General features: G+C 51.7%; 11 protein-coding genes. 6 read left to right on the top strand and 5 right to left on the bottom strand.

Annotated features, from left to right (window positions below):
* The 3 genes from D6783_02075 to D6783_02065 form a co-directional block, all read left to right on the top strand.
* Positions 1–312, top strand: a 312-nt coding sequence (locus D6783_02075; protein ID RME53422.1) for an excinuclease ABC subunit B, incomplete at its 5' end; no start/stop codon positions are given.
* A gap of 274 nt (positions 313–586) precedes the next feature.
* The gene (locus D6783_02070; GenBank protein RME53420.1) at positions 587–1,561 is read left to right on the top strand and encodes a carbohydrate kinase family protein; all 975 of its coding nucleotides are present in this window, start codon (positions 587–589) and stop codon (positions 1,559–1,561) included.
* The gene (locus tag D6783_02065) at positions 1,558–2,487 is read left to right on the top strand and encodes a class II fructose-bisphosphate aldolase (GenBank protein ID RME53419.1); all 930 of its coding nucleotides are present in this window, start codon (positions 1,558–1,560) and stop codon (positions 2,485–2,487) included. Before D6783_02070 ends, D6783_02065 begins: the two co-directional genes overlap by 4 nt.
* A 52-nt stretch (positions 2,488–2,539) precedes the next feature.
* Here D6783_02065 and D6783_02060 read toward each other — a convergent pair whose 3' ends face one another.
* The 5 genes from D6783_02060 to D6783_02040 form a co-directional block, all read right to left on the bottom strand.
* Entirely contained in the window at positions 2,540–2,887 is a 348-nt protein-coding gene (locus D6783_02060; protein RME53421.1) for a MarR family transcriptional regulator, read from the bottom strand.
* Positions 2,888–2,907: 20 nt separating this feature from the next.
* Positions 2,908–3,099, bottom strand: a complete 192-nt coding sequence (locus tag D6783_02055) for a DUF2892 domain-containing protein (protein RME53418.1) — start codon at positions 3,097–3,099, stop codon at positions 2,908–2,910.
* Between the two features lie 169 nt (positions 3,100–3,268).
* Positions 3,269–4,549, bottom strand: a complete 1,281-nt coding sequence (locus D6783_02050) for a hypothetical protein (protein RME53417.1) — start codon at positions 4,547–4,549, stop codon at positions 3,269–3,271.
* Between the two features lie 25 nt (positions 4,550–4,574).
* Positions 4,575–5,828, bottom strand: coding sequence for a hypothetical protein (locus D6783_02045; protein ID RME53416.1), 1,254 nt, complete (start codon positions 5,826–5,828; stop codon positions 4,575–4,577).
* Positions 5,758–7,257 carry a hypothetical protein gene (locus D6783_02040; protein ID RME53415.1) on the bottom strand — a complete coding sequence of 500 codons (1,500 nt, stop codon included), beginning with the start codon at positions 7,255–7,257 and terminating at the stop codon, positions 5,758–5,760. Before D6783_02040 ends, D6783_02045 begins: the two co-directional genes overlap by 71 nt.
* Before the next feature lie 375 nt (positions 7,258–7,632).
* Here D6783_02040 and D6783_02035 point away from each other — a divergent pair, with 375 nt between their 5' ends.
* The 3 genes from D6783_02035 to D6783_02025 all read left to right on the top strand — a co-directional run bounded on the left by D6783_02035 (position 7,633) and on the right by D6783_02025 (position 11,424).
* Complete coding sequence (locus D6783_02035; protein RME53414.1) at positions 7,633–8,361, top strand: hypothetical protein; 729 nt, start codon at positions 7,633–7,635, stop codon at positions 8,359–8,361.
* A gap of 337 nt (positions 8,362–8,698) precedes the next feature.
* Complete coding sequence (locus tag D6783_02030; GenBank protein RME53413.1) at positions 8,699–10,978, top strand: hypothetical protein; 2,280 nt, start codon at positions 8,699–8,701, stop codon at positions 10,976–10,978.
* 116 nt (positions 10,979–11,094) lie between these two features.
* A complete protein-coding gene (locus tag D6783_02025; protein ID RME53412.1) occupies positions 11,095–11,424 on the top strand; it encodes a hypothetical protein in 330 nt (109 codons plus the stop codon).
* Positions 11,425–11,626 lie beyond the last annotated feature (202 nt).

Genomic DNA, 11,626 nt, shown 5'->3' with positions numbered 1-11,626 from the left:
CATTCCTTGGTGGTTCTCTATGCTGATACGGTTACTGAGTCGATGAGGCGCGCGATTGAGGAGACGAAGCGAAGACGAGCGTTGCAGCTTGCGTACAACAAGGAGCACGGCATCACTCCTCAAAAAATTGTCAAGCCGGTCAGGAAAAAAGAAGTTGACGTCAAGGATGTCAAGCACATTCCGAAGAAGGAAATTCCGAACGTGATTATCGAGTTGGAAGCAAGGATGCAGGAAGCAGCCGAGGCGCTCGAGTTCGAACGTGCTATAGAGCTTCGCGAGCGCATTAAATCGCTGAAAAAAAGAATGCGTTGAAGTGTTTTGTTCTTGATGCAGATTTCCGCGTTCGATAACCATAATAACCATCCTGATGCCCCAGCCCAAATGTTTATAAATCCTTGATGGCGTGAAGAGAAGAGAAGACGTTTGGCGTTGATAGGTAGTCAGTGGTTGTTGAGGTGGCTGCGACGCGTTTACGTTAGGGCTTGCCGTCACGAGCAAGCGTAAAACAGAGCAGTGGCTATCGCGAAAGGCTAAAAAACCAAGGGAAAAAAGAGGTGGAGTGGCGTTGGGATTTGATGTTATCACCATGGGTTCGTCAACGGTTGACGCCTTTGCCGCAACGGCACCGAGTGACGAGAGCGTTATTGATATTCGAAGCGGAAATGTAGAGCGGGAGCTCATGGCTTACCCGCTCGGGTCGAAGATTTTAATTCAGCACCTTGATTCCTACATTGGCGGGGGCGGGACGAACACGGCAGTGTGTTTTTCCCGTCTCGGGTTGAAGACCGGCTATGTTGGGAAGTTAGGAAAGGACATCAACGGCTTTAGTATTTTGCGTTGCCTCAAGGAAGAAGGCGTTACGTTTCTCGGGGCGGTGGGGAAGCGGTCGGGATTTTCTTTCATTCTTGACTCGCAGGCTCATGACCGGACTGTTTTCACCTTTCGCGGATGCAACGATGAACTTCGCTACGAAGAGGTCAAGGTGAATCAGCTGGACACGACTTGGCTGTATTCTTCCAGTCTCATCGGGGAAAGTTTCGAGACGCTTGTTCGGGTCGCGCGCGTGCTGAAAGCGAGGGGGGTGAAGGTCGCGTTTAATCCGTCCACGTACTTGGTGAAGAAAGGTTTGGATGTGGTGGGGCGCGTGCTTTCGCTCTGCGACGTTGTTGTGCTCAACAAGGAAGAAGCACAAATTTTGGTCGGGTCGGGAGAGGTTGATTTCCTCCTTAAAAAACTCTTACAAGAGGTAGGGGGCATCGTGATCGTGACCGATGGTGCACGAGGGAGTTTCGCTTCCGATGGGAAACTGCGCTATTTCGTCGCGCCGCGCGACGTTCAGGTTGTTGAGTCGACCGGTGCTGGAGATGCGTTTGCCTCAACGTTCGTGGCGGGCCTTGCGTGGGAGAAGCCGATTATTGAGGCGATGGTGCTCGCACAAATCAACGCTGAGAGCGTTATTCAAAAGCATGGCGCAAAGAACGGTTTGCTTCGTCGTTCTGAGCTCTTGTCGCTTGCGAGGAAGCGAAGCTACATTACACGGGTTGTTGAGGTGGAACAATGAAGGCATCAAAACGGTTGTTTATTCGGGGGCTGTTTCAAAAGGCGAGGAAAGAAGCGTTCGCCATTGGGGCGTTTAATTTTTCTGATTCCGTCACGGCAAGAGGCATTGCCGTCGCCGCTGCGAAGATGCGTGCACCGGTGATTCTCTCCACGTCTGAGGGAGAGGCAGGCGTTATTACTCCTCAGGTCGCAAGAGGGGTTGTTGACGGACTGTCAACCCTGCACAAGATGCCGTTTATTTTGCACTTGGACCACGGAAAGTCACTTGAAATGGTGAAAGAAGCGATTAAAGCAGGGTACGACAGTGTTCATATTGACGGAAGCGCTCTGCCTTACAAAGAGAACGTGTCGCTCACGAGAAAGGTTGTGCGCTACGCGCACGCAAGGGGTGTTTTCGTTGAAGGCGAACTGGGCCATATCGGGGGCGGATCGACGCTGCACAAGAAGCGCACGTACAAAGACGTGCTCAAGAATGCTGTGTTGACTGATCCGGACCTCGCCGCTCAGTTTGTCCGCGCAACAGGCGTTGATAGCTTGGCAGTGAATGTTGGAAACGTGCACGGCGTGTGGAAGGGCGAGCCGCATATTGACGTGCCTCGGCTGCGAAGCATTGTTGAGAAGACAGGGGTGTTTGTCGTTCTTCACGGGGGCTCTGGGATTCCTGCCAGGCAGGTGCGCAGTGCAATTCGTGTCGGGATTGATAAAGTCAATATTAATTCTGAGATGCGCATTGCCTACACGAGTGCTTTGCGTGGGGCTCTTCGGGACCGGTCACTGTTCGTTCCGCGTGAGTATTTGCCCTTGGCTCAGAAGGCTGTTGAGGGAGTGGTGCGAAAGAAGCTTGAACTCTTCATGAGCAAAGGAAAAGTCGGTAAGTCTGCGCGGGTGGTCCCTCGAGGGTTTGAGCGGATGCGCGGGGGTGAGTGAGGGTTTTTGTGAGAAGGGGGTGTGAAAAGCGCGCTATGGCTTGCTAGGTTTGTTAGAGCTTGGCCAGTGCGTCTTCCACGGTCGCCACCCATCCTTGAATAATGTTTTTTATGATTCTTCTGAGGTGGGCTTTTCCTTTGAGTTGGTAGGTGAACAGGTAGCCGCCTCCGTCGAGGTTGATTTGGTAGCGGTCCAGGACGTTTTTTTCGTGTAGCTTCTTGACTGCGCGTTGTACGGTGCTTTGGTCGATTGCGAGTGCTTCTGCGAGCTCCTTCGTGCTGAATCGTTCCTGGCTTTGTTTGATGAAGTGTTTGAGGATGGCGAACTCTGCTTTGGTGAGTCCTAAGCTGCACTTGATGACTTCATCAAGGGAGAACCGTTTGCAGGCGAAGTCTATCATGGTTTTGCACTTCTTTCTCTTCACGCCTCCACTACGCCGAGTTTTTCTAGGATTGTTTTCATAAGGCACCAGTTGGTGAAGCCGAACTGGAACAGGTTGAGCCCGACGAACATAGTCGCGAAGAGCCAGTACTTGTGGTGGAGGTATCCTAAGAGCGCTGTCGTGAAGACAAGCCCTCCTGCAATGACCCGTATCGCATTTTCACTTTTCATTCGTTTCACCTCTTTGGGTTAGACGTCATTTTTATGGTTTTTCATCTCTCGCTGTGCTTCTTGCATACTTCTGCGAAGTGTTTCCGGCGGGTTTTTCTTGTTTCTCAGTCTTGCAGTGTTCCAGTGCAATTTGAAGGTGTTGGTTCTTCATAGGGTTTGGTGTTTTTGCTTAGTGCCTCTTCCGCCTCGTCGCGACGCGCCATCCGAGGAGTGCAAGCACAATGATAAGTGCGGCGATGCCTATCTTGAGCAGGGTGTTCGGCGCTTTCCCGCTCACTGTGAAGGTTGCGCTTCTGGCAAAGGTGTAGATGTTGTCGTCTCCTTCGTCGCTGTCCCCTTTTGCCCTGATGAGGAGCTTGAACTCGTGTTTTCTCACTTGGGCATCGCTTCGTATCATGATGGGAAATATTGCTGTTGCTTCTTCCCCTGGTTCAAGGTCGCCAACATAATCGCTGCGCACGTCGAGGTCGAAGGGCTGCGTGCTTTGCTTGATGATGCGGACTTCAACCGCTTCTGCTCGTTCTGTTCCTGTGTTTTTAATGGTGACGCGAAGTTCTCCTTCACGCCCTGCGAGGCCTTCCCCGGTACTTTCGGTGACGACGATGTTTGGCCGCTCTTTTATGAGGAACGGCAGCGTTCTTTCTGTTTCGTATCTGTTGTCGTCAGTGTCCTGGTAGGTGAAGTGGAAGGTGAGGTTGACAGCTCCTGGGGCGTAGTCTTCATCGACGTCAAGGTAGAACGTTGCTTGAGTGGATGCGCCTGCATTGAGCCTGCCAATCCAGACTCTGTTGTTGTTGGCGTAGCTCGGATCAATACCTTCTGGCGAGATAAGCGTCACTGCCACATTCTTCGCGTCTTTTTCGCCGCTGTTTTCAATTTGCGTGGTGACTTTGACGTAGTTATCGCCCGGTCGTACTTCTGAAGGCTCGGTTTGGAGGTCTGCGACGCCAATAATGATGCCTTCTTTCTTGACGGTCATGGAGAAGATGCTGAATCGAGGGGATTCAATGGGTTCTCCGTTTTTGTACCATTGCCCAACGAGACGGAATTTGTACGTTCCCGCAGGGGCGTCTGGTTTGACTTTGACACGGAATTTTCTGACATACGTTGCGCCGTTGAAGACCGTGCTTCCGTAAAGGAACTGTCCTTCTGCGTCTTGGATGGTGACGTATTTTCTGGTGATAGAGTCGAAAGGCTGCAGGAGTACTTTGAACGTAAAGGCAGGGTTCGCTAGTCTGTCGTCTGAAACGCCAATGCTGGTTTCTGCGTATTGAATGACGACGTCTACTTCGTCGCCGCTCGCAATAATTGCTGGATCGAATTGGATGTCCCGAAGTTCAAGCTCTGCCTTGGCGATGGGGAGCGTGGCTATTACGATGGCGAGAAAAGCCACGGCTGCGTAGGCAAGCTTGTTCTGGTGTATTGTAGTGTGTTGTTTTTTTTGTTGCATAATGCACCTCCGAGTGTTTTATGTTCTAGTTTGTTTTTCGCGTTTTTTTCTTTGCATTGCGGTATGTTCTTTCGCTTTTTTTGTTGAAGAGATAGAGTATGACGGGGAGGAAGATGATACTGACGAGGAGGGTGATGAGAATGCCCATTGCAAGCACAATGCCGAGGTTCTTCATGGCTGGCATGACGCCGGCGAGGAGCGCAAGAAATCCTGCGCTCGTGGTAAACGAGCTGCCAACGAGGGCGCGAATGATGTGTGTGTTGAGGACCGCGATTGCTTTTTTTGGGTGGTGTTGTTCTTTTATCAGGTTGAACTCGTAGGTTACGTTGATGCCGTAGCTGATGCCAAGTGCCATAATCATCGCCGCTGCCACCATGGTAACAACGGTGATGGTGATGCCAAGATAGCCGGTGAGGCCGAGTGTGACGATGAGGCTTATCATAATGACGCTGATGCTTGAAGCGACGTTTTTGAATGATTTGAAGTAGAAAATGAGGAAGGTGAGCATGAAGAGGAAGCTGAAGAGGGTGATGATGATGAAGTCGTTGATGATGGTTTCAAAGGTTGCTTTGTCGATGGTGTTAAAGCCGGTGATGCTGATTGTGACGCCTGGGTTTTGGTTTTCGAGTGAGGCGAGGTCGTTGGTGATTTGGTTGTACACAGTGCGAATGACGCTTGCTTCTGCGCCAGTGTCTGACCTGATGTGGATAAGGGCGAGGTCTCGGTTGTTGTTGAGGTAGATGCTTGTTTGGGGATTTTCTCGGAGGAGTGTTTCTATGCGTTCCTGTGATTCTGGAATGCGGCCTCCATTTGCTCGTTTCATGACGTCCGCGATTGACCGCACTTCAAGTATGCGCTCATTTGTTCTGAGCGTGTTGCTCACGATGTCGATGAACGTGATGACGTCGGGAGAGGCGATGGTCGTTGCCGTTGGCGTGTCTGCTTTGACGAGAAGATACATCATATCCGCGCCGAATTGGGCACGCATCTCGTTCATGCGCTGGACTTCCTGGACCTCTTGGGGGAGGACTTTCTCAAGCGAGGGTTCGACGTTAGTGATGAGGAGGGGAATGCCGGGGAGGGTGAGGAGGAGTGTCACTGCGAGAATGACGAGGAAGATTCCTGGCTGTTTTGTTTGCCAGTCTCCGAGTTTTTTTCCGATTTTTTCTAGGACGTGCATGGTTGTTGTGTTTTTGCTTTTTTGCTTCTTAGTTGTTCTTGGAGGTTCTTTGTTTGTTTCTTGTTGTTTGTTTTGGCTTGCAAACTTTGTAGCGTTCAAAGAGGGTTTTGAGTTCTTCTGGTGAGGGTTTGACTTCTTCGTGCGTGTCGGGGTGGGCTTCTCCTTTTTCGTAGAGGACGAGTTCTCCTTCGATGCCGAAGCGTAGGCGTTTTTTGAGGTGGTGTATGATTTTTTCTTCGATAATGAGGAAGGCGGGAAGGCCGAAGATGCTAAACGTGAAGGAGCTGCCTACGCCGATGGCCATGAGCATGCCGAATCGGCGCATTTCGGGCATGCTGCCGAGGAGGAAGGCGAGGAAGGCAAGAATGGTTGCTATTGCTGCGCCGGTGAGGGCTGTTCCTGTTTCTTGGACTGCGTGTTCAATGGCGTTTTGAACTGTCTTGCCGCATGCTCGTTCATTTTTGAATTTGTTCATGAGGTGTATGCTGTAGTCTATGCCGATGCCGATGACCATGGCCGCAACGCCTCCTGCAAGGGTGCTAATGGGGAGGCCTGCGTAGCCCATGATGCCGTAGAGCCAGGTTACGCTGATGGTGACAATGAGGATGGGGACGAGGGCTGAGGTGAAGGTGCCAAAGAGTATCATGGTGATGATGAAGACGAGGAGTGTGGAGAGCCACTGCGTGCTCTTGCGGTCTTTGGCGATGAGGTAGCCCAGCCTGCGTTGGATGATTGGCGTTCCGGTAAGCGTGGTGCGTATGCCGGGGGGGTGGCCTGCGTCTTCGAGGTGTTTGATGATGGTATCTGCGAGGATGCCCATGCGGGTGTCGTCTGCGCTGACGTCGGTTGTGGCGATGATGATGGTGGTGGTTGCGTCGTGGTTGATGAATCCTTGGAGTTGTTCTTTGACAGCTTCGTTTTCAAGAATGGTTCTGAGTGCGTCGTCAGGGATGTCTTGAATGGTTGATGCGGTGATGCCTATTTCATGGGCTGTGGCGAGGATGATGTCTTTGGCGCTGAAGGTTTCTCTGATGTCTGGTTCCTTGGTGATGACGTTGGCAAGGTATTCGATGTATTCGAGGACTTTGCGGTCGCGAACGTCGAAGATAGCGTCCTCTTGTGTGCTTTCGGGGTTGGTTTCGATGATGATGGCGATCATGTCTTGGCCGAGGTTTTGGTCTCTGAGCGTGTGGAATGCGCGTATTTCTTCGATGTCTTTTGGCATCATTTGTTCAAGAGAAGCGATAGTTTTAACGTGGGGTAGGCCTCCGACGATGGCGAGGGTTGCAGCGAGAATGAGTGCGACGGTGAGGTAGGGGTGTTTGACTTGTGCGTGGGCGAGTTTTTTGAGGAAGTTCGCGTAGATTGTGAGGAGGGCCATGGGAGCTTTTGGCGTTGTGCTGTTGTTTGTTCTTTTGTGTGTTTTTTTGTGTTCTTTTGCTTTCTTTGATGAATGCTCTTGGTGTTGGTTCTTCGCAGGGTTGGTGTGTTTTGCCTTGTTCGTTCTGGTCAGTTCGGTTGCGAGCAAGTTCTCGAGCGATTTTACCGTATACCGCCTACCACCTTATAAAACTGTGATTTTTTGACAGCACTGTAGGATTTTAGAAGTTCTATTTAAAGGTTGAGGGAGGACTGCAGGAGGAAGCCGCCCTTGTGCAGTTCTGAGCCAAAAACTGAGCCAAAAAACTTTGCTAGACCCCTCTAGCCGCCTCTTCAATCCTTGTTCTTGCCGTGCCCTGCTCCTCCCTTTTGGCGTACACTCACCCGTACACTCACAAACACGCCTTTTTGTCGATGGCAAGGCAGGAAAAAGAACAAGAAAAAAAAAGAACAAGAACGAGAAACAACAACGTTTATATAATGCTTTTACGTAGAACACGTAACAGAAGAGGTGAGCACAAGCATGGGCGTTCGGATTGAGCCGTTTCTTGAGCACGGGAAGAGTGTTATCCTTGACTATGCTGAGGGCCTCGTTCACGGGCCAAAAACGCTCACGGAGGAAACAGTTGATCCGTTGAGAGTGATTGACGAAGCCCTTGAAGGAAGGTACACCGCCTTCATTTGTTCCCCGGGAGTTGCCGAACGCTATCACAAGGCACATTACAAAGACGTCCCCCTCCTGCTTTGCTGCAACCTGCCCGGGCAAGCTCCGTTCATCACGCCGGGGCAAGCCCTGCGCTTGCACGCCCAAGGAATTGGCTTGCGTTTTTGTCCTGACCGCGTAGATGAAGGTGTCGGATGGCTGGGGCGAACGGTTCAGGAAGCACACCATTTCGGCCTCCCCGTATTCGTCTGGGTTGTGCAGCCAAGAAGCGTGGATGAGGCTGCTCGGGGGGTTCGCGTCGGTGCAGAACTCGGGGCCGACTTCATCGTTCTCCCCCGCATCGATGACGAGGCAGGATTTTCCTGGGTGAAGCGCTGCGCTGGAAGCTGCGCGCTTCTCCTCGAGAGCAGGGAAAGAGAGCCTGTAGCTGTGCTGCACGAGGCAGAGTGGGGCGTTTCAAGGGGTTTGAAAGGGGTGAGTGTCGCTCCGGTGCTAACGAAGGGTTTTGCGAAGGCTTTACGCGAAGTAGTTTTACGCGGGCGTGGTGCACAAGAAGCCGGAGTGCTTTTGCAAGAGACGCGAGGATGAGAAGGCAAGGTCTGGGAAGTGCGGAGGCTGAACGTTACGAAGAAGCAGAGGCGCGGCTCATATAACGCCTCAAAAGACACGTAGCCACGTGACTTCTGGCCAAGTTCTTAGTCGAGGTGTTGTTCGCTGCCGAGCCGTGCAGTGTACCCGCAGGATGGGCAGTGTATGTCTCTTCCATTATTGAGGATGTCTAGTGTGGCGCCGCATTCGGGGCAGGAAAGATGTGCCGGCATTAACCTTCCTCCTCTAACAGGGTAGGTGAGGCGTTCTTATTAAATGGTTCGGTCTTCACCCTCTCCACTCCCTCTTCCCGAAAGGTTTAAAATAAGGAAGGCGCATGAAGCTTTCCATGCAGTTTATCAAGACGATCAAGCAATTAGCTGTTACCGATGAAGCACTTATTGGCAGGAAGCTGACAGCGCTGGTGAAGTTGCAAGAGCAGCACATGGCACTCCCGTTGGGTTTCGCCATTCTGAACAACGCCTTTTCGTCGTTCATTGACCAAAACGATTTGCGGCCGAAACTCTCTGCACTGCTCTCAGCTGCGAAGGGCGCGTCCGAGGATCGGCTGGTGAGTACGTATCACAGCGTGAGGGAATTCTTCCTGACATCCCGCTTCCCCGACCTCCTCTTTGATGAAATTCTTGAGGCGGTTGATAGCTTGGTCATGGACGAGAGCGCGTCGCTCTATGAAATGATGAGCCAGGACCGAGAGCCGAACGTGACGATGATGTTGAGCTTGAGTTGGGATCAAGGTAACCTGAACGAAGGGATTGTGCAAAATATTCAGGGTAAAGAAGAGATTGCAACAGCGCTCAAGGAGTGTTGGGCGAGTGCGTTTTCGCCGAAGCTTTTATCGCGGGCCGCGGGGGAAGGCCTTCCTCAGGTTGGCGTTTTCGTTTTTCGTATGCAGCCGGCGAGTGCAACCGCCATTGCAAGATCCTCTCCCGACTCCGACATTATTTTCGTGCAGGCTTACGCGGGGCACCCTGACGTTGCTGAAAGAACGCAGGGAGATGAGTTCAGTGTAAAAAAAGATTCCTTGCAAATAACGCAGGGAACGGTTAGAGTTCAGCCGGCAAAGCTCGTAGTCACTGGCAATCAATTCGAAAGGGTTTCTCTCGGCGTTCATGGAGAGAAGCAAAAAATCAATGACAAGCAAGTTGTTGAAGTTGCCAGGTTAGCCAAACGAGCTGAGATGGCGCTGGAGGGGCCGGTACGGTTGTGGGTGTTTTTCAGGAATGAAGACCCTGTTGTCTTCCAAGTTCAAACCGTTGATGCTCAGGAAGGGAGCAGTGCCGAGCAGCAAAAAGCGTCTGGCGTGCCTGAGGTTCACTCACTTGGTGAGGAAAACGAGGCGGCGAGCGGGGCTTCTCTGAAGGCAGAAGGAGTAAGAGAATTCAGACAAGAAGGATCAACGCCTGAAGGCGAGCTCAAAAAAGAAGAAGCAGAGCGTGAGAGCAGAGAGGGACTGGACGGAGAGGGACGAGAAGGAATTCGTGAGGATCATCGTAGCGCAAGCGGCGGAGCAGCTGCTGCGTCCGCAGAAGCGAGCGAACCCGTGCTTGACGAGCCAAAGGCCTTGCCTGCGGAAGCTCCTGAAGCAATTCCTTCCTTGCCCGTGGATGAGGACCTTACTGCTCCTCCTAACGTGTCGACGCAAGAGTATGCAGGTGCTGCTAAGCAACAGGTTGAACCTGAAGAAGACCGAGAAGAGGAAGAGGTTGGTCGTGATCGTTTGACCGTCAGCGAGGATGGAAGGGCGGGTGATGAAGAGAGGCAGGTCGAGGAGAATGAAACCATCAACGAGGAAAACGCCGGTGCTGAGGAAGATATGGTTGAAGAGGAAGTGGTTGACGACGTCGAAGAGGAAGATAAGGACAAAGAAGACTTCGCTGAAGAAGAGCAGGACGAAGACGTTGATGATATCGATGATGAAGATGCCGAGGTTGATGATGAAGATGAGGATGACGGAGAAGAAGGGGTTGACGAAGACGGCGAGGAAGATGAACGCGAGGAAGAGCAAGACGAGGATGACAAGGAGTTGAGCGAAGAAGACGCTGACGAGGATGTTGACGAATTCGATGATGAGGACGATGATGAGGTCGACGGAGACGATGTGCACGATGCTGAAGAAGACCTTGCTAGTGAAGAAGGAGAAGACGAAGACCAGGAGAGAGAAGAATTCATTCTGAGTGGGAGTGCACAAGAAGACGCTCCGGACGCGAGTAAAGAAGTTGAAGAGCAAGAACTAGTTGACGAGAGCAAACAAAGAAGCAGATCGTTCAGTGAGAGCGAGGAGGCGGATGAAGAGCAAGAGGAAGGGAAGAACGAAGACGGCGAAGACACTGTTGAGCAAACAAGAGCTGCTTTGGCCCACGTTCTTGAAACAGTGGATGTTGCTGCGAAGAAGAAGTTTCTGCGTGCCCGCCAGCAAACCCCGCCCGAGCAGTTTTCTCTCTTGATTGACGGGCTCGCCGAGTTTCTCAGCGAGGATGTGCGTCAGATGTTAAAGGAGGCGCACCTTGTCGTTCATGGCGGCCAGTCACCGCCGGGTCTTGCTCGCACGCTGGAGTTGGTGAAGACGTGTTCGCTAGCACTTGCGAGCTTGTTGTGAACGAGCTACAAGCGGTTTTCGGCGTCGGCGGCTGATCTGGTGCTCTTGCCGTTTGCTCTCGCTTCCAGAATATTCCTTCAATATTGAAAGCAAAAAGTATTTAAAGAGTCTTGGGCATGGCAAACGGTATGAAACGGGGGAGGCCAACGTACTCCATTGTCAGGCAGAGAATTGTTGACATTCTTCACCATGAGGGGCGGGCCTACGGGTATCAGATTCATAAAATTTACAAAAAAATTTTTCCTCCGGTGACGCTCCGCGTTATTTACTATCACCTGCGAAAAGGCGTCGAGCTTGGCGAGTTCAAGGTGGAAACTGTTGAGACGGCGAAAGGGGAGTACTCTTGGGGTTCTGAAACGCAAAAGACATTCTACACGCTCGGTCCTGAGGCAAAGCCTTCGGGGGATGAGCTCGTTGCCAGTTTTTTTGCTCACCAGAAGCAGTAGCGAAGAACGCAAGAGGAGTTGGATCATTGCTTCGCGAGCGACGCTCTTCTTTGCAGGCCACTAACCCATCCATTAAACATCGGTGTTGATACTTTTAGAAAAAGAAAAAAAGGAAAGAAAAAGAAGGAAACGCTTCGCGCCGACCGCGACGAGCTTCTCCCTGATTACTCGGTTCTCACATCCAGGTTCGGCAAGCAAAGCT

The sequence above is a fragment of the Candidatus Woesearchaeota archaeon genome (genome assembly GCA_003694805.1).
In the GTDB taxonomy this organism is placed as follows: domain Archaea; phylum Nanobdellota; class Nanobdellia; order Woesearchaeales; family J110; genus J110.
The sequence above is the reverse complement of the archived record's forward strand: the minus strand, read 5'-3'. Positions and strand labels throughout refer to the sequence as shown.